The organism is Bradyrhizobium commune (assembly GCF_015624505.1).
Taxonomy (GTDB): domain Bacteria; phylum Pseudomonadota; class Alphaproteobacteria; order Rhizobiales; family Xanthobacteraceae; genus Bradyrhizobium; species Bradyrhizobium commune.
This window is the reverse complement of the sequence record NZ_CP061379.1, coordinates 5,802,144-5,819,089: the sequence shown is the minus strand read 5'-3', so window position 1 is coordinate 5,819,089 and position 16,946 is coordinate 5,802,144. Positions and strand designations below refer to the sequence as shown.

Here is a 16,946-nt window from a genome sequence, read left to right as displayed (position 1 = left end):
CATGCGCTTCATCGAAACCTGGACTCCGGCCACGCTCGTCGCGACCCGCGACCTCGCCCCCGGCATCCGCGAATTCCTGATTAGGCCCGATCAGTTCGACGGCGCCGCCTATCCGGTCGGCAGCCACATCAATGTCAGCGTCCCCATCGATGGCCAGCCGGAGACGCGCTCCTATTCGCTGGTCGGCGAGGCCTCGCCGCGCGGCTTGCGGATCGCAGTGCGCCGCGCTGAGGATTCCCGCGGCGGCTCGCGCTACATGTGGCAGCTCGCGCCCGGCGCGCGGCTCGACATCACGCAACCGTCGTCGCTCCTCGCCGTCGACTGGACGCGCGAAACCTATTGCCTGGTTGCCGGCGGCATCGGCATCACGCCGATTTTCGGGGCCGCGCAGGCGCTGGCGCGGCGCGGGGCAAATATCACGCTGCACTATGCCGTGCGTTCGCGGAGCGAGGCCGCCTATCTCGACGATCTCGCCGCGATGCTTGGTGACCGCCTGGTGGTCCATGCCAGCGACGAAGGCCGGCGGCTCGATCTCGACGCGCTGTTCGCCTCATTGCCGAAAGCCGCGCTCGCGCTGTTCTGCGGCCCGATGCGGATGCTCGATGCCGCCCGCCACGCCTGGATTGGCGCCGGCCACCCGCTTCCCGATCTCCGCTACGAGACCTTCGGCTCCAGCGGCACGCTGCCGACCGAGACGTTTCGCGTCCGCCTGAAGGGCTCCGATGTCGAGCTCGAGATCCCGCGCGAGCGCTCGATGCTGGACGTGCTCAACGCCAGCGGCCACGAGGTGATGTACGACTGCAAGCGCGGCGAATGCGGCCTCTGCGCCATCGACGTCGTCGCCGTCGACGGCGAGATCGATCATCGCGACGTCTTCTTCAGCGATCATCAGAAGCAAAGCAACGCGAAGATCTGCGCCTGCGTCTCTCGCGCGCGGGGCACGATCACGGTGGACACGCTGCTGCGGGCGGATGCGATCTGAGGGCGCCTAGGCCGCGTAAATCGCCCGAAACTTCCTCGTCTCGAGCAGCGCCAGAACGTCCACCGCCGATACCGGCCGGCCGATCAGATAGCCCTGCACCTCATCGCAACTGAACTGCCGCAGATATTCGAGCTGGTCGGCGGTCTCGACGCCTTCGGCGACCACGCCGATTTGCAAGTCCCGCGCGAGCGAGATCACCGACTTCACGATCGCGGCGCAGTCGGGCTGCACCAGCATGTCGCGGATGAAGGACTGGTCGATCTTGATGCGGCTGAACGGCAGCTTGCGCAAGTACGTCAGCGACGAGAAGCCGGTGCCGAAATCGTCGAGCGCCACCGTGGCGCCGAGCTGCAGCAGCGCATTCAGGATCGAGGCGGCGGAGCCGTATTTCGACAGCAGCATCGATTCCGTGATTTCGATCTCGAGCCGGTGCGGGGCGACCTTGGCGTCGGCGAGCGCCTGCACGATGGTCTGGAGGATGCCGGCACTGTGAAACTGCGCGGCCGAAAAATTCACGGCGACCCGGATGTCTTCCGGCCAATGGGCAAGCGTCGCGCAGGCGCGGCGGATCACCCATTCGCCGATCTCGTGGATCAGGCCGGTCTCCTCGGCGATCGGAATGAACTCGCTCGGCGGCACCAGGCCGCGCGACGGATGCTGCCAGCGCAACAGCGCCTCGAAGCCGGTGATGCGGTTGTCGTCGAGATCGAGGAACGGCTGGAACACCAGGAACAGCTCGTCGCGCGCGACGGCGCCGGCGAGGTCCGCTTGCAGCGCCTTGCGGTCGCGCGAGGCCTTGTCGTCGGCCTCCTCGAAGAAGCAGACCGTGCCGGGTCCCGCCTTCTTGGCGCGGTAGAGCGCGGCGTCGGCGTTCTTCATGATGTCGAGCGGCGTGGTGCCGTCGCGCGGCGCCAGCACGATGCCGACGCTGGTTGCGCCGACGATCTCGCAGCCCTCGATCAGGAACGGCTCGGTAAAGGACGCGACAAAGCGCTCGGCGATGTCGAGCGCATCTTCGGGGCGGGCCAGATTGGCCATCACCAGCGCGAACTCGTCGCCGCCGATGCGCGCGACATGCTCGGCCGCGCGGGTGCAGCGTTGCAGGCGGTTCGCGACCTGGACCAGGAATTCGTCGCCGGCGGGATGGCCGAAGCGGTCGTTGACCTCCTTGAAGCGATCGAGATCGAGCAGCAGCACGGCGAATTCCTCGCCGGACAGCGCCAGGCGCTTGAGCGCGCCATCGAGCGTCTCGTTGAAGGCGAAGCGGTTGGGCAGGTGCGTGAGCGGATCCTGCCGCACCGTGCGCTCGGCCTCGATCTGCCGGATCACGCGCCGGGCAAACGCGAACGAATTGACGAACACGGCGCGCAGCAGAACGGTGCCGTAGACCACCACCAGCACGGCCATCAGCACATAGGCCGGGTCGCCGTCGCGGCTGAGACAGATCGCGATGCCGATGAAGATGGGCGTCGTGAACGCGATGGCCGCGATCGGGATGGTGGCAAAGGCCAGTGCGCCGCCGGCCAGCATGCCGGAGCAGAGGCAGGTGATGACAAGTTGTCCGCCGGCGGAGGCATTCGCGAAGAAGGCGACCGGCACGATGCCCCAGGCGGCCCCGAGCATGGATGCGTTGCGCACCAGCCGGTGCATGGCCCGGCGCGAGACGAATTGTGGCTTGGTGATGCGCCGCGCGGCATGCGATTGCAGGCCGAAGGTGATGGCCGCACCGGCCACGACGACGGCCCAGCCCAGCGCGAATGTCCAGTCCGGCGAGTGCCGCAGCGCCACCACGAGCACGGCGGCGTTGCAGGCGTTCGCCAGCATGATGCCGACGGAATAGCCGAGCACCAGCGACATCTGTTCGGCGCGGATATGACCGGCAATCGCCTCGTCGGTTGCAGGACCGCCGAAGACGGACAGATCGCCGGCAAACAGCCGCGCGAAAATGGTGGTCGATTGAGTCCGCATTCCAGAGCCTGCAGCAGCATGGGCCGTTGGTTTCGGCTCAATCGGGAGAATTCGCCGCAAACCTTTGACGAACTATGAATTATCCCCGTTCGTCACGGCCGCCGTGACCACTTCTGCGTGTTCAAGCCGGAGTATCGATAACAAATCGATACAAATGCGGCGCCCCGCGTTACGGCTGTAACGGCAGGCCTGTTGCACGAGTCCTGGTGTGCTATCTGTTATCGGCAGGCCGCGGATCATCGATCGCTTCCAGCCGCGCGTGACGGCGCAGCACCTGTGGCGGCTGCCCGAAGGCCCTCAGGAAGGCGCGGCGCATGTGGTCGCGGTCGCTGAAGCCGGTCTGGCGCGCGACGATGTCGATCGAGTGACGGCTCTGCTCCATGAGATTGCGTGCGGCCTCGACCCTCAGATTTTCGATCGCCTTGGCCGGCGACTGACCGGTTTCGGCGTGGAATGCCCGGCTAAACTGCCGCGGGCTGAGATGCGCCGCATCGGCGAGCTCGGGCACGGTCAGGGGCTTGTGCAGATTGTCCCGCGCATAGGCGAGCGCCGTTTGAATGCGATCCGACTTGGGCGACAGCTCGAGCAACGCCGAAAACTGCGACTGTCCGCCGCCGCGCCGATGATAGACCACGAGCTTGCGGGCGACGGATTTTGCCAGCTCCGGCCCAAGGTCGTTCTCGATCAAAGCCAGGCCGAGATCGATGCCGGCCGTCATTCCCGCCGACGTCCAGATCGGCCCGTCATTGATGAAGATGCGGTCTTCATCCATCTTCACGTCGGGGAATTGGCGCTGCATGTCCCGCGCGTGCATCCAGTGCGTGGTGGCGCGTCGTCCGTTGAGCAGGCCGGCTTCTGCCAGCACGAAAGCTCCGGTGCAGACCGCGGCGATGCGGCGGTGCCGCTTGGGTGCGTCTTTCGTAAAGGCGATCAACTCGGGCGACAACGGGACGAGGGTCGTCGCTCCGCCAATCACGAGCGTGTCGAATGGTTTGTCGGTAAAGGGCTCGCTGTCGAGCATCATGCCGGCGGAGGTTTTGACCTTGCCCCCTCGCTCCGAGACGAAGTGGAGGTCGTAGAGCGGCTCGTCAGCCAGAATGTTGGCGACCTCGAACGCCGTAACGACGGCCAGCGCCATCACGGAATAGCCGGGGTACACAACGAACGCGATGTCGCGCATGGCGGATGCCTCGATGTTCCAACTTAATGTCCTAAATCGCCGTTTATATGACATTTGAGACGTGAGGATTCAACCGTATTTGTCCTTCCAAGCGCTCGATCCCGAGCGACGATGAAAGGAAGACACCCATGACCACTCCCAAAGGCACCGCCCTGATCACCGGGGCATCGTCCGGCATCGGCGCGGTCTACGCCGATCGTCTCGCCAAACGCGGCTGCGACCTCATCCTGGTCGCGCGCAACCAGCAGCGGCTGACTGCGGTCGCCGACAAGCTTCGCGGCGAGACCGGTCGCGATGTCGCGGTGTTGTCCGCCGATCTGAATGAGAAGGCCGGCCTTGCGAAGGTCGAGGCGGTGCTGCGCGACAATCCAGCCATCACCATGCTCGTCAACAATGCGGGCGTCGGCTCCGTCGCGTCGATCCTTCAGGCCGACGTCGACACGATGGAGGCGATGATCGATCTGAACGTCACCGCACTCACCCGTCTCACCTATGCGGCTGCGCCGGCCTTCGTGGCCCGTGGCGCCGGGACGATCGTCAACATCTCCTCGGTGGTCGGCATCGCGGTCGAGGCGCTGAACGGCGTCTACAGCGCATCGAAATCCTATGTGCTGAGCTTCGGTCATTCGCTGCAAAAGGATTTGGCTGACAAGGGTGTGCGCGTGCAGACGGTGCTGCCCGGCGCGACCGCGACCGAGTTCTGGGACGTCGCCGGCTACCCGCCGCAGAAGACGTCCGAGATCACCATGTCTGCGGAAGACTGCGTCGACGCGGCGCTGGCCGGCCTCGACGCCGGTGAGCTCGTGACCATTCCGGGTCTGCATGACGCGCAATTGTGGACGCGCTGGGAAGCAGATCGCCGGGAGATATCGCCGAAGTTTCGCAATGCGAAGCCGGCACCGCGTTACGGCATCGGATCGCGCGCTACCGGCGTCGTCTGATGGTTGCGGAGAGTTGGCCCGCAGGCAATTGCGGGCCAACTTTTGCCTCTGCGTCTATTCGGGATTGCGCCGGGACATCCTGACGTCTGCGGAGGTCACCGCCCCAGCTGCTTCGGGTCGTAGTAGAACCGCTCCTCGATCAGCTCGTCCCCCCGCCAGGTCTGCCACGCGATCTCATCCAGAATCCGCGTCGTGCCTTCCGCGTTGGTGAAGCTGAATGTCCAGCGTGTCGCGACATGATCGCCCTCGATCATGCTCGGCCCGACACGGACGGCCTTGACCTCCTTGAAGGCAGCCAGCACGCCGCGCTCCTTCGCTGCCAGTCTGTCCCGCCCGACCGTCGGCGCGGCGTTGTTCTCGTAGGTGGCAGCATCCATCGTATAGAACTGCTCGATCGCGCCGACGAAATCCCCGTCCTCCAGCCGCTTTACAAACGCTTCGACAATGTCACGGCTCGGCATGGTGCACCTCCCACTTAAAACCGACTGATAGTCGGTAAATACCGACCGATGGTCGAAAAGTCAACTGGCCGCGAGGTGCGAATTCGATTAGAGCCTGTGAGGATTAGACCCGGCTCACGCGCCGACGAAGGTGCGTTCCCTCCCCCCTTGTGGGGGAGGGCTAGGGAGAGGGGTAGCCCAGCAAAGAGTGCCAGTTGTTGAAGATGCACCGAGCGGATGTGCGATCGATAGAGTCCCCGTGTGGCACCCCCCTCCCTGACCCTCCCCCACAAGGGGGGAGGGAACGGAAAGAGCGCCGCTCGTGGCCGAACTCGCTCCCCCTTCAACTGATCGCGCTGTAGACGAGAGCCATATGGCGAAACAGGCGGAGCGGCGGGCGGCGACAACAGAGGCGATCCTTAACGCGGCGCGCCGCCTGTTCGGGAGCCGCGGTTTTGCCGCGACCACCATGGACGAGGTCGCGGAAGGAGCCCACGTCGCCAAGGGCGCGGTCTATCATCACTTCAAGACCAAGGAGGCGGTGTTCGAAGCGGTGTTCGACCTGGTCTCGCGCGATCTCGTCGCGGAGATCGACCGCACCGCGCGCGCCGAGAAGGACGTGCTGGCGGCGATGGTCGCCGGCACCCAGCATTATTTCGCCGCCACCGCCAAGGGCCCGACCGGCCAGATCATCCTGCGCGACGGCCCCGCCGTGCTCGGCTGGGAGCGCTGGCGCGAGATCGACGCGCAGCATTTTGGCGGAAAAATGCCGCGCGCGCTCGCGGTGGCGATGGAGGCCGGCCTCATTGCAAAGCAGCCGGTCGAGCCGCTGGCGCGGCTATTGCTCGGCGCGGTGACGGAAGCCGCGGTCGCCTGCGCCGGACGCGCCGATATCGCAAGGGCGGGCGCGGAATATGCCCGTGCGTTCAAGTCGCTGGTCGAGGCGCTGCGTCTGCGCGCGTGATTCTGCTGGGGCGCGTACTCCTAGACCGCTGTCGGCTTTACAGCCAAAGGCGGACTTCGCGGTACCAAGTTTAACAATGGCTCAAGCGACGCATGTCTTCAGTCCTGAATTTACGCTTTGGATGGACTGACATAACTCTGGTACGTTGACCCTGTTACGAAGACGGGGCGAGGTAAAATGGGCACACGAGCCGGAGCATGTCTTCGTTTAGCAGTATTGGTTACGTGCGTTTGCACGAACGCCGTCACCATGGCACAAGAGTTGGTCAGGTTCGAAAGTGCTCCAGTCCGCGTTGGCCAGCTCCAGCAGCGCTTGGCGCGTGAGCGTGGCGAAGCCCCGAAGACGGCGGATACGATCGAGGGCTACCTCGCGAAACCTGAGGGCGACGGCCCATTCGCAGCCATTGTGTCTCTCCATGGATGCGATGGACTTTCGAAAGATGACCGAAAGTCCATCGCTCAATCCGTGACCGGTTTGGGGTATGTGTCACTTGCAGTCGATAGCTTTGCGACCCGTGGCATCAAGGACGCCTGCACCAAACCGATGCCTGCCCTGATGCTTGCCCGCCAAGGGGATGCCTTAGGCGCTCTATCCTATCTTTCCAAACTTCCTTTTGTCGATCCTCAACGTATCGCTGTCCTTGGAGGATCGATGGGTGCAACGGTTGCGCTGGAATTAGCGTCGCCCCACCACGTGGAAACATTCGACGCTCCTCGGGATCTAAAGTTCAAGGCCGCGGTGGCCTATTTTCCGGCGTGCGGCTTTGCTTCCGAGGAACTCGTCGTTTCCACATTAATCCTGATCGGCGAACTCGACGACTGGTTGCCTGCGAGGGACTGCGAACTCTGGATGAAGAGGCGGGCCGACAGGGGTGCACCCGTTAAGCTGGTCGTCTATCCCGGTGCCTATCACGCCTTTAGCGTCCCGGCTTTCGCCGACGGCAGGGAAATGTACGGGCACTGGCTCAAGTACGATGCGGAAGCGGCCAGGAAGGCAGTCGAGGAGACGCAGAGTTTCCTCTCTGTTCAATTCTCCCGTTGAGTGACAGCGAAGCGAACGTCCGCATACGCGGCTTGAAGCAGCTTCCGCTTTGGATCAGGAGGCTGCCCCCAGGGCCTCGGGGCGATGTCCGCTCCACGCCCTAGAGCGAAGATCGGGACCGCTGAGCATTTCATGATACACGCCCAGTGACGAATGAGTTATGTGGACGGTGCCAACACAGAACTCGGTTCACCTTTCCCATGGGGAGAAGTGAGGAGACACTGGAAACGCCCACGCCAACAAGAAGAACAGTAGCGCATGAACGCAAATTCCTCCCTCGCGCCGTCAGATCCCGAATTCGACTACATCATCGTCGGCGCCGGCTCCGCCGGCTGCGTGCTCGCCAACCGTCTGTCGGCGAACGGCAGGCACAGTGTGCTGCTGCTCGAGGCGGGCCCCAAGGACTCCAACATCTGGATCCACGTGCCGCTCGGCTACGGCAAGCTATTCAAGGAAAAGACCGTCAACTGGATGTACCAGACCGAGCCGGAGCCCGAGCTGAAGGGCCGTCAGGTGTTCCAGCCACGCGGCAAGACGCTGGGCGGATCGAGCTCGATCAACGGCCTGCTTTATGTCCGCGGCCAGCACGAGGACTATGATCGCTGGCGCCAGCACGGCAATGCCGGCTGGGGTTATGACGATGTGCTGCCCTATTTCAAGAAGGCCGAGAACCAGACGCGCGGCGCCGATCGATATCACGGCACCGGTGGTCCGCTGCCGGTCTCGAACATGGTGGTGACCGATCCGCTGTCGAAAGGCTTTATCGACGCTGCCGTCGAGACCGGTCTGCCCTACAATCCTGATTTCAACGGCGCCACGCAGGAAGGCGTCGGCCTGTTCCAGACCACGACGCACAACGGCCGCCGCGCCTCGACGGCGATGGCCTATCTCGGGCCTGCAAAGACGCGCGGCAATCTCAAGGTTGAAACCGAAGCGCTCGGCCAGCGCGTGCTGTTCGAGGGTCGCCGCGCGGTCGGCGTCGAGTACCGGCAGGGCGCAAATGTGCGCCGCGCGCGGGCGCGGAAGGAAATCGTGCTGTCGAGCGGCGCCTACAACTCGCCGCAGCTCTTGCAGCTCTCCGGCGTCGGCCCCGGCGATCTCCTGCGCAAGCACGGCATTGACGTGGTCCTCGACGCGCAAGGCGTCGGCCACGATCTCCAGGACCACATGCAGATCCGCATCGTGATGCGCTGCTCGCAGAAGATCACGCTGAACGACACCGTCAACAATCCGCTCCGCCGTACGCTCGCCGGCGCGCGCTATGCGCTGTTCCGAAAGGGCTGGCTGACGATCGCGGCGGGCACCGCGGGCGCGTTCTTCAAGACCAATCCACGGCTGGCCTCGCCCGACGTCCAGGTTCACTTCCTGCCGTTCTCGACCGACAAGATGGGCGAGAAGCTGCATGATTTTTCCGGCTTCACCGCGTCGATCTGCCAGCTCCGCCCCGAAAGCCGCGGCTCCTTGCGCATCAAGAGCGCGGACCCGACCGTGCCGCCGGAAATCCGCATCAACTACATGTCGACCGAGACCGACCGCACCACCAACGTCGAAGCCATCAAGATCCTGCGCAAGATCCTGAACGCGCCGGCGATGAAGCCGTTCGTGACTGGCGAGTACGATCCCGGGGCGAAGGTATCCACGGACGCCGAGATTCTGGATTATTGCCGCGACCGCGGCAGCACCATCTACCATCCGACCTCGACCTGTCGTATGGGCAACGACGCGCTCGCGGTGGTCGACCAGCGGCTGAAGGTGCGAGGCCTCGAAGGTCTCCGGGTGGTCGATGGGTCGATCATGCCGGACCTGGTGTCGGGGAACACCAACGCGCCGATCATCATGATCGCGGAGAAGGCCTCCGACATGATATTGGAGGATGCGCGGTAAATCCGCGCGTCTCGAGGGGACAAGAGCTTGGCTATTCGACTGAAGATCGGCACACGCAAGAGCGCGATGGCGCTGGCCCAGACGGAAGAGATCGCGCGCCGCCTGACCGCCGCCATGCCCGATCTCGAGGTCGAGATCGTCAAGTTCGATACGACCGGCGATCTCGACCAGACCAGCAAGCTGTTGCCCCATGGCGGCAAGGGCGGCGCCTTCGTCGCGCAGATCCGCGCCGCCGTGCTGTCGGGCGAGCTCCAGGCGGCGATGCATTCGCTGAAGGACATGCCCGGCAACGAGGACACGCCCGGCCTCGTCATCGGCGCCACGCTGTCGCGCGATCCCGCGAGCGACGCGCTGGTGTTGCGCGACGGCGTGACGCTGGAAGCACTGCGCCAGTCGCGCGGCCAGGGTTTCAAGATCGGCACCAACGCCGTCCGCCGCGCCGCCTATGCGCGGCGGTTGTTCCCGGATGTCGAAGTGATCCACTTCCGCGGCGCCGCCGACACGCGCGTGCGAAAGCTCGATAATGGCGAGAAGCAGAAATTGCCGGATGGCGGTGCGGTCGGTCCCGCGGACGCGCTGATCATGGCGCGCTCGGGCCTCGACCGCGTTGGTCTTTCGCATCGCATGGCCTATGAGTTTACGGCAGCTGAAATGCTGCCCGCGGCCGGGCAGGGCATCGTTGCCGTCGAATGCGCGGCGCACGACTGGCAAACGCGAAAGATCCTGTCATCGATCGACGATCCCTCAGCGCACGCCTGCGCCGATGCCGAGCGCGAGGTGCTGTGGGTGCTCAACGGTCACTGCAATTCGCCGGTCGCGGGCTTCTCGACCATCGCCGGCGACCAGATGTCGCTGACGGCCTCCGTGCTCGATCTCTCCGGCAACACCATCATCGAGGCGTCGCGCACAGGCCCCGCCAACCGGCCGCGTGAGCTCGGCCGTAGCGTCGGACTGGATCTGTTGGACAAGGGCGCCGCCGAGATCATCGACCGCAGCCGGCCGGGCTAGGTCGTCTGCCCATAAATCCAGTGGGCTGATGCGGCCAAGGCAACGCCCGCTTTGCACCTGCAGCGACAAAGTTGACGCGGCATCGCAATATGTCGCGATGGTCCACAAAGCGCTTGACCTCGGGCCCGCCAACCGAAGCTGTATGCGGACGTTCCTAAGGGTTAACGATAAGCTTTCGAGCGAGCCAGTTGGCGCCGACCATAAGCGGTCATTCGGGCACGCCGGCTATTCGCCAAGCTTCGCTCAATTTCCCGACGTCTTCGTGTCGGCGAAATGGCGCGGCTTTGATGCTGGAAACCCGCAAGGCAGGGTCGGCTCGCAGAACTGCGTCGCAAGCGCAACGGGCCTCGTCCATGCGCCCGGCCATCGCCAGGCTCGACATTCGTATTCGCTGTGCGCCCGGAAAATTCGGCTGGCGCTGGATCGCTCTCGTGGCCAGGAACAGACCTTCTTCATACTGCCCGGCAAAGAAATGAGCGAATGCCATTCCTGTTTGCGGCACGAACAGATGGGGGTCGATGGGACTTAAGCGAATGGCCGCCGAGAATTGCTCGATCGCCGCGTCATGATCGCCGAGATAAACCTGTGCCCAGCCGGCCCAAAGGCGCGCCATCACCAGGTTGGGATCGAGTGCGACCGCCCTTGCGGCCAAAGCCGAACCGGTCTCGGGCTCTTCAAGCACGTAGGAATACACTTCGGCTGCGTGCGCAAGCACCAGCGGATCGTCCTGGTCAAGTTGCATCGCCCGTTCGGCCAGCTGTCGGCTTTCAGCCCGTTCCTTTGCCGCGTCCTCGATCCAACCGAACCCCTTCTTCTGACCGAAGATGTTGGCCCCGGAAGCGTAGGCAACGGCAAATTCAGGATCGAGCGCGATGGCCAGTCTCGTCATCCTGAGAGCTCTATCGCTGCCTTCCCGGGTCCACTGGTAGATGTTGAACTTGGAGCGCAGATAATAGTCATAGGCCTGGAGGCTTTCCGTCGGCTTGCGCCGTGCGCGTTCGATCTCGGCGCGCTCGAGTTGTGGAGACATCGCGCCGATCACGCTGCTCGTCAGTCGATCCTGCACATCGAAAATCGCTTCAAGATCGCTGTCGAACTTGTCCGCCCAGATGTGCGCACCGGTAGTTGCGTCAATCAGTTGTGCGGTCACGCGAATTTTTTTCCCTACCTTGCGTAGGCTGCCTTCCAGCACGTAGCGAACGCCAAGCTCACGGCCGACCCGCTTGATATCAATTGCTTTTGCTCGGTAGGTGAAACTTGAATTTCGCGAGATCACGAACAGCAGTCTGGAGCGCGACAATCCCGCGATGATATCCTCGACGATGCCGTCGACGAAATAGTCCTGATCCGGGTCGTCGCTGAGGTTCTGGAAGGGCAACACGGCGACGGAAGGTTTCTCTGGAAGCGCTAGAATGGGCTTCGAGGGTTCGATCTGAGCGTCGTTGGCGACCGGCGCACCAGGGAACCCATGCTCCTGCTGGACCGGTCCGACGAAACGGAAGCCCTTTCGCGGCAGAGTCTTGATCAGGCGCTGTTCGCCGCCGGAATCGCCGATCGCGCTGCGCGCAGCATTCAGGCGAGTTGTCAGCGCAGCGTCGGAGACGCTGCGCCCGTTCCAGATGGCATTGATGAGGTCATCCTTGCTGAGGACGCGCTCCCGGTTGCGGATCAGAAACTCGAGCAGGTCGAATACTTGTGGTGCGAGAGCAACAACATCCGGGCCGCGATGCAACTCGCGCCGGTCCGTATCGAATACGAAACTCTCGAACAAAAAGCGCAATCTATCGCTCCCTCGGCTGGCCTCCGATCGTCGGGGCAGCACCGATTGCAACCCAAAGAATAAGCTGCCGATAAGGAAAAAGTAAGCTGCAAGTTAAGCGCGCCCGTCCATGCGCTGACACGTTCGCCTGGCCCGAAATGTCGCCCGATGCATCTGCGAACCGGGAGTAAGTCATGATCGAATCGATTCAGGCGGCGTCTCCGTCCCTTTCACCGCATGTTCAGCTGATACAAATGGGGACAGCTGGAGCAGTTGCCAATGTCGTGCACATCGCCGCAAGGCTGGGGTTGCCGGATAGACTTGCTGATGGCCCAAAGAGCGCGGCCGAACTGGCCGAGCCGTTGGCACTCCATGCGCCGTCCCTGCACAGATTGATGAGGACGATCGCCAGTCTTGGGCTTCTCACTGAAGTTGGTGGACAGCGCTTCTCGTTAACGAGGCTCGGCGAGGCTTTGAAGTCAGACGCTCCGGGCTCAGCAAGATCGACCTTGCTCATGACAGGCAGCAGCTGGGTTGGAAGCGGCTTTGCCAACCTTCTCCATTCCTTGCAAACGGGTCGAACGGGATTTGAAAAAGCACAGGGAATGCCGTTTTTCGACTATCTTGCTCAACATCCCGAAGCCGCATCAGTGTTTAGTGGAGCAATGGTCGGGCTTCATGGAGCCGAGCCTCCGGCGGTGGCGGCAGCCTATGATTTTTCAACATTCAAGACGGTCGTCGACGTCGGAGGGGCGTCCGGCAATATGCTCGCCGCCATCCTGACGCGGCACTCGGAGCCGCGAGGCGTTTTGTTCGATCGACCGCACGTCGTGGCCGATGCGGAAAAGTTGCTCAAAGCGAATGGTGTTGCCGATCGCGTGACCGTCGAGGCTGGTGATTTTTTCCGGTCGGTGCCGTCACAGGGCGATGCCTACCTCCTGTCGCACATCCTGCACGACTGGAACGACGACCAATGCCTGACAATTCTCGGCCATTGCCGCAAAGCCATGAAGCCCAACGGCCGGCTGTTGATCGTCGAGATGGTCCTGCCTGCCGGTGACGCTCCACATCCGGGGAAAATACTGGACATGGTGATGCTGGTACTGATCGGCGGCCAGGAGCGCACGGAAGCCGAGTATTCCCGTCTGCTGGACAAGGCTGGTTTCCGCCTCAGTCGCGTCGTGGCGACACAATCGCCGGTGAGCGTGGTCGAAGCCGTTCTGACCTAAGGGCGTAAGGTCAGCCACAGGTCGCAAGTCAACATCAGTACCGAGGGCGGCAACGTCTGCTACGGCCGTAAGCAGACATTGTGTCTGTCACGTTCGTTTCGCCATTGGCTTTGCGAGCTCACGGGCGCTGTCCATGACGAGCTGCACAAGCGGGCTGACGGCGCGATCCCTGACGGTGACCATCCCGTTCGGTCGACGTGCCGCCGGCAGTTCAACGGGCAAGACCTTGAGCGCCGCTCCCCTGGTGAGAAACTTCAGTGCGGAAGCCGGGAAAACCGTGATAAAGCGTCCTGTTTCCAGCAGGCTGACCCGCATATGGGGGGAATCGGTGACGACCGTCGCGCGTGGATACTCAAGTCCGCGGGCGAGAAAAGCGTGCGTGATGATGGATCCGATCACGCTCTCTCGCGGTGGAAGCACCCAACGCTCGTCCGCCAGATCGGGGAGCTGGATCTTGCGCCGCCGTGTCCATGGGTTTTTGGCACCCGCCGCGACAACATAGCGCTCTTCGAAAAGAAACTCGAAGTGCAACCGCTCGTCGGCAATCGGGCCACCACTCCGCACGAACAACAGATCGACTTTGCGCTCGCTCAGGTCGCGGTGCAGCGCCTCTATGTAGCCAGTCACGAGCTGAAATTTGATCCGCGGATGACGCCGGGAGAGCCGATCGACGAGAGCGGAAACAAGGCTGGCCGCCAGAAAGGCCGTGCTTCCAATCCGCACTTCTCCGGCGGTGGGGTCGGCCAGGAATTCGATGCTCTTCACGCCCCGGCGTAGTTCGTCGAAAACGGCGGTGCCGCAATCGAGCAGGGCACGGCCGCACTCGGTCGGCTCGATGCCGCGCCGGTGGCGATCCAGCAGGCGAACGCCAAACGTACGCTCAAGCTCCGCGATCGCTCGCGATACATTGGGCTGGGTGGTATCGAGCATGAGCGCCGCCTTGCCCATGCTGCCGGCCTGCACCACCGCCATCAGCACGTGCAGGTCGTGCAGCTTCATTCGTCTTCCGATGCGATCGCTCATCTGCATGAAAGCACCCATTTCCGTTTTGAGATGGTGTCATCCGACAATAGCCTTATGCGCTTATGACAGCATCAACTATCCTCAGCCGTTGAGGAGAGCCGGCGCGTGTGCAGGTTCGACGGAGCAAACCCAATGCGTCCCTCCCGACGTCAGTTTCTGCACCTTGCAATGGGGCTGGCCGCGCCTCCTCTGCTGTCCGGCCACGCTTGCGCGGATACGTATCCGTCCCGCCCGGTCCGGATCATGGTTGGCTTCGCCGCGGGTGGCCCAAATGACATCCTTGCGCGTCTGGTGGCGCAATGGTGCTCGGAGCAGCTCGGCCAGCCGTTCATCGTCGAGAACCGGCCCGGAGCAGGAAGCAACATCGCAACTGATGCAGTCGTGCGTGCGGCGCCGGATGGCCACACTCTCCTGCTGGTTGGCTCGCCCAACGCGATCAATGCGACGCTTTACGAAAATCTTGATTTCAACTTCCTGCGGGATATCGCGCCGGTCGCAGGTCTGACCCGTGGCGCCCTGGTGATGGTGGTACACCCATCGGTTCCCGCCAACACGATTTCAGAGTTCATCGCCCATGCCAAAGCCAATCCGGGAAAACTCTCTTATGGTTCGGGTGGAGTGGGCGGGATCACACATATCGCCGCGGAATTGTTCAAGCAGGAAGCCGGAGGACTTGATCTTCAGCATGTGCCTTATCGAGGTGTGGCACCCGCGATCACGGATCTGCTCGGCGGCCAGGTGCAGGTCGTCTTTGTGAACCTGGCGCCGTCGATCGGGTACATCGGTAGCGGCAAGCTGCGTGCGCTCGGGATAACGACGGCAGCGCGATCCGAAGCGTTGCCGAGTGTTCCAGCCATCGGCGAATTCGTGCCCGGTTACGAGGCAAGCTCGGTGTTCGGCATCGGCGCGCCGAAAGACACGCCAACCGGGATAGTTGATCAGCTCAATAAGGTGGCAAACGCCGCATTGGCCGATTCCGGGTTCAAGATGCGCCTGCGCAGCCTCGATGCGACGGCACTGGGCGGTTCGCCCGCAGACTTCGGCACGGTCATGGCCGGCGAAACCGAGAAGTGGGCCAGAGTGATCAGTCTTGCGAAGATCCGACCGGAGTAGCGCGGCGAAGTTTCACATGCAGATCATGTTCAGCAAGATTTGCGCGAAGGAAGGAGGCGCGTTCGATTGCTATCTGGTCGCGCCCGAGACTGAAAAGCCGGTTGCATCGATTTTTCAATCAAGCGCGCCCGTGAGATTCTTGGAGGTCTTGAGTCGGCAGCTCGTTGAAGCCGGCTGCCCTCACGATCGGCGGGGTCATGCCATCGTGCTCCTGTTTTGCCCGACGAGTCAAACGTCGCGGCCGCTGGGCCTGTGGCCGCGCAGAGCGAAATTCCTCAATGATTTGTACTGTGCATGGGGTTGTTTTCGCGGTTTTTGTTTCCGGCCCTCGAGGCGGGACAAATTACCCCCGCACCCGCTTCAGCATCTGCTCGACATGAGCGATCGGCGTCTCCGGCTGGATGCCGTGGCCGAGATTGAAGATGAAGCGCCCCGCAGCGAAGTTCGCCAGCACATTGTCGACCGCACGGTCGAGTGCCGCGCCGCCTGATATCAGCACCAGCGGATCGAGATTGCCTTGCACGGCGACGCGTGACTGCACGCGCTCGCGAATGAACGCTGGCTCCGCGGTCCAGTCGATGCTGACCGCGTTGACGCCGGTCGCCTCGACATAACCAGGCAGTTGCGCGCCGGCGCCGCGGGGGAAGCCGATGATCTTCGCATCCGGCACTTTCGCGCGCACGCCTTCGACGATGCGCCGCGTCGGCTCGATCGACCAGCGCGCGAACTCGACTGGCGGCAACACGCCAGCCCAGGTGTCGAAGATCTGCAAGGCGTTGGCACCGGCCTCTAGCTGCGCCAGCAGATAGTGGATCGAGTTCTCCACCAGCACGTCGATGATTTTCGAAAACGCCTCCGGATGCCGGTAGGCCATCATCCGCGCCGGCGCCTGATCGGGTGTGCCCTGGCCCGCGACCATGTAGGTCGCAACCGTCCACGGCGCGCCGCAGAAGCCGATCAGCGCGGTCCTGGCATCGAGCGCGCCGCGCACGATTCTGAGCGCCTCGAACACCGGCGCCAGCTTGCCGAAGTCGGCCTGCGCGGCGAGCGCAGAGACCTTGCCGGGATCATCCAGCGGCTCGAGCCGCGGACCCTCGCCGACCTCGAAGCGCACCGAACGGCCGAGCGCGTAGGGGATCACCAGAATGTCGGAGAAGATGATCGCCGCATCGAAGCCGAACCTGCGGACCGGTTGCAGCGTGACCTCGGCGGCAAGCTCCGGGTTGAAGCAGAGATCGAGGAAGCCGCCGGCCTTGGCGCGGACCTCGCGATATTCCGGTAAGTAACGGCCGGCCTGCCGCATCATCCAGGCCGGCGGGATCGCCTGGCGCTGGCCGGAGAGCACATCGATAAAGGGCTTTGTCGCAGACTGGGGCACGAACTGTCCTGATGGAGAATTGAGGTTCCTGATACA

14 protein-coding genes are annotated in these 16,946 nt (G+C 63.3%); 8 read left to right on the top strand and 6 right to left on the bottom strand.

Going from position 1 to position 16,946, the window contains the following annotated elements:
- Nucleotide 1 precedes the first annotated feature (1 nt).
- Nucleotides 2–982 (top strand): PDR/VanB family oxidoreductase, encoded by a 981-nt coding sequence (locus IC761_RS27395; RefSeq protein WP_195799797.1) that lies wholly within the window; start codon nucleotides 2–4, stop codon nucleotides 980–982.
- Nucleotides 983–988: 6 nt separating this feature from the next.
- Here the strand turns inward: IC761_RS27395 and IC761_RS27390 are convergent, their stop codons facing one another.
- Both IC761_RS27390 and IC761_RS27385 read right to left on the bottom strand, forming a co-directional pair.
- Nucleotides 989–2,950, bottom strand: a complete 1,962-nt coding sequence (locus tag IC761_RS27390; protein ID WP_195799796.1) for a putative bifunctional diguanylate cyclase/phosphodiesterase — start codon at nucleotides 2,948–2,950, stop codon at nucleotides 989–991.
- A gap of 211 nt (nucleotides 2,951–3,161) precedes the next feature.
- Complete coding sequence (locus tag IC761_RS27385) at nucleotides 3,162–4,130, bottom strand: GlxA family transcriptional regulator (RefSeq protein ID WP_195799795.1); 969 nt, start codon at nucleotides 4,128–4,130, stop codon at nucleotides 3,162–3,164.
- Between the two features lie 128 nt (nucleotides 4,131–4,258).
- Here IC761_RS27385 and IC761_RS27380 point away from each other — a divergent pair, with 128 nt between their 5' ends.
- On the top strand, nucleotides 4,259–5,071 hold the full coding sequence (locus tag IC761_RS27380) for an SDR family NAD(P)-dependent oxidoreductase (protein WP_195799794.1): 813 nt from the start codon (nucleotides 4,259–4,261) through the stop codon (nucleotides 5,069–5,071).
- A 95-nt stretch (nucleotides 5,072–5,166) separates the two neighbouring features.
- Here the strand turns inward: IC761_RS27380 and IC761_RS27375 are convergent, their stop codons facing one another.
- The gene (locus tag IC761_RS27375) at nucleotides 5,167–5,532 is read right to left on the bottom strand and encodes a nuclear transport factor 2 family protein (RefSeq protein WP_195799793.1); all 366 of its coding nucleotides are present in this window, start codon (nucleotides 5,530–5,532) and stop codon (nucleotides 5,167–5,169) included.
- 352 nt (nucleotides 5,533–5,884) lie between these two features.
- On the opposite strand from IC761_RS27375, the gene IC761_RS27370 reads away from it, so the two are divergent.
- The 4 genes from IC761_RS27370 (at nucleotide 5,885) to hemC (ending at nucleotide 10,408) form a co-directional block, all read left to right on the top strand.
- On the top strand, nucleotides 5,885–6,475 hold the full coding sequence (locus IC761_RS27370) for a TetR/AcrR family transcriptional regulator (protein ID WP_195799792.1): 591 nt from the start codon (nucleotides 5,885–5,887) through the stop codon (nucleotides 6,473–6,475).
- A 249-nt stretch (nucleotides 6,476–6,724) separates the two neighbouring features.
- The gene (locus IC761_RS27365) at nucleotides 6,725–7,516 is read left to right on the top strand and encodes a dienelactone hydrolase family protein (protein WP_246791329.1); all 792 of its coding nucleotides are present in this window, start codon (nucleotides 6,725–6,727) and stop codon (nucleotides 7,514–7,516) included.
- Nucleotides 7,517–7,774: 258 nt separating this feature from the next.
- Nucleotides 7,775–9,400, top strand: a complete 1,626-nt coding sequence (locus IC761_RS27360; RefSeq protein ID WP_195799790.1) for a GMC family oxidoreductase — start codon at nucleotides 7,775–7,777, stop codon at nucleotides 9,398–9,400.
- Nucleotides 9,401–9,427: 27 nt separating this feature from the next.
- The gene (gene hemC, locus IC761_RS27355) at nucleotides 9,428–10,408 is read left to right on the top strand and encodes a hydroxymethylbilane synthase (protein ID WP_195799789.1); all 981 of its coding nucleotides are present in this window, start codon (nucleotides 9,428–9,430) and stop codon (nucleotides 10,406–10,408) included.
- Nucleotides 10,409–10,616: 208 nt separating this feature from the next.
- Here the strand turns inward: hemC and IC761_RS27350 are convergent, their stop codons facing one another.
- On the bottom strand, nucleotides 10,617–12,188 hold the full coding sequence (locus IC761_RS27350) for a winged helix-turn-helix domain-containing tetratricopeptide repeat protein (RefSeq protein WP_195799788.1): 1,572 nt from the start codon (nucleotides 12,186–12,188) through the stop codon (nucleotides 10,617–10,619).
- Nucleotides 12,189–12,361: 173 nt separating this feature from the next.
- Here IC761_RS27350 and IC761_RS27345 point away from each other — a divergent pair, with 173 nt between their 5' ends.
- Complete coding sequence (locus tag IC761_RS27345) at nucleotides 12,362–13,396, top strand: methyltransferase (RefSeq protein WP_195799787.1); 1,035 nt, start codon at nucleotides 12,362–12,364, stop codon at nucleotides 13,394–13,396.
- An 87-nt stretch (nucleotides 13,397–13,483) separates the two neighbouring features.
- Here the strand turns inward: IC761_RS27345 and IC761_RS27340 are convergent, their stop codons facing one another.
- Nucleotides 13,484–14,395: a LysR family transcriptional regulator gene (locus IC761_RS27340; protein ID WP_195799786.1), complete on the bottom strand. Its 912-nt coding sequence runs from the start codon at nucleotides 14,393–14,395 to the stop codon at nucleotides 13,484–13,486.
- Nucleotides 14,396–14,551: 156 nt separating this feature from the next.
- Between IC761_RS27340 and IC761_RS27335 the strand changes: the two genes are divergently transcribed.
- On the top strand, nucleotides 14,552–15,532 hold the full coding sequence (locus IC761_RS27335; RefSeq protein ID WP_195799785.1) for a Bug family tripartite tricarboxylate transporter substrate binding protein: 981 nt from the start codon (nucleotides 14,552–14,554) through the stop codon (nucleotides 15,530–15,532).
- Between the two features lie 343 nt (nucleotides 15,533–15,875).
- On the opposite strand, the gene hemE is transcribed toward IC761_RS27335, so the two are convergent.
- On the bottom strand, nucleotides 15,876–16,910 hold the full coding sequence (gene hemE, locus IC761_RS27330; RefSeq protein WP_195799784.1) for a uroporphyrinogen decarboxylase: 1,035 nt from the start codon (nucleotides 16,908–16,910) through the stop codon (nucleotides 15,876–15,878).
- Between the last annotated feature and the right edge of the window lie 36 nt (nucleotides 16,911–16,946).